We start from the raw sequence: 1,212 nt of genomic DNA, 5'->3' as shown, positions 1-1,212 counted from the left end.
CAAAACAAACCATGGGCGCATCAAAGGCAGCTTGAGGTTTGGGATGTACCATTATGCTTTGCAAAGCAGTGTCTCTACAAGCTTGATTGCTCTCCACAATTAATTGAATATCATGACTTCCGTAATCGCTATAAATATGATTAGGATTCGTTTCATTACTTGTTGCACCATCCCCAAAATTCCATGACCATTGACTGATACTTTGATTGGCTATGGTGGAGGCATCGGTAAAAGAGAAATTGGTGAACTGGCAATCGTTGCCTGAAGAAATGAAACTGGCCACAGGAGCAGGTTTTACTTCTATGTCTATTTGTAGATAAGTGCTTTCTCCACAACTGTTTTCTCCTCTGACCAAATAAGAAGTAGAAACTAGAGGAGCGGCAATTTTCAAGCTTTTCTTTTGGCTAAAAGAAGGATTGCTTAATTGATTTTCGTACCAAAAGTAGGCCGTTTCTATTCCAGTAACAGTGAGTAAAATAGAGTCGGGGGCTTGGTTTTCGCAGTAGGAATTGATATCGGCAATAGCCGAGATAGGCGCTTGAGGTAAAGGCAAAACTTGAATCTCTTTTTGGGTTTGGTCATCGCAACCATTGAAGTCTTGATAATAGTAATTGATGGGATAGGTTCCTGCGCCAATTTGCGGTTCGAATTGATTCCCAGTGACACCTGTTCCGCTATAGACTCCTCCGATAGGGCTTCCTTGAACAAGCGTAAAAACAGCATCATCCTCACAAAAATTGGGGAAGTTGCTGAGCTGAACGTTGGGTAAATCGTAGACGATGAAATCTTGACTTTTAGTATCGCTACAGCCTTGGGCATTGATATATTCATAGCTAATGGGATGAGTTCCTGGGCCGGCTGTGCTAGGGTCAAATTGATTTCCACTAACTCCAGCTCCAGAAAAATGACCTCCAGTTGGGCTGGCTCCATTGATGCTAAACTCAGCTTCATCCAAGCAGAACTCATTATCTGCTACATTGAAAGTGACGGTGGGCGCTGGTAGGACGGTGATGGTTTTACTGTCGTCTCCGCCGCAAGTGCCATCGGACCAAGTATAGGTGATGCTGTGATTTCCTACACCAGCGGTGGCTGGATTAAAGCTTCCGGCGCTAATACCCGTTCCGCTATATGTTCCGCCAAAAGGAGTGCCACCGTTTAGGGTGATGGGGCTTTCATTTTCGCAGATATTGGCCAGGTCGGCCAGGTTGACCT

At 44.6% G+C, this 1,212-nt stretch carries 1 protein-coding gene; it reads right to left on the bottom strand.

The genetic code is table 11. From position 1 onward, the window contains the following. Positions 1-1,212 (bottom strand): PKD domain-containing protein (locus tag HNS40_RS22385; RefSeq protein ID WP_172284933.1); only part of this gene is annotated, 1,212 nt, incomplete at both ends.

It is taken from the genome of Lentimicrobium sp. S6, assembly GCF_013166635.1.
Classification (GTDB): Bacteria; Bacteroidota; Bacteroidia; order Bacteroidales; family UBA12170; genus UBA12170.
Note: the sequence above shows the minus strand (reverse complement) of the source record. Positions and strands in the feature narration are given on the sequence as shown.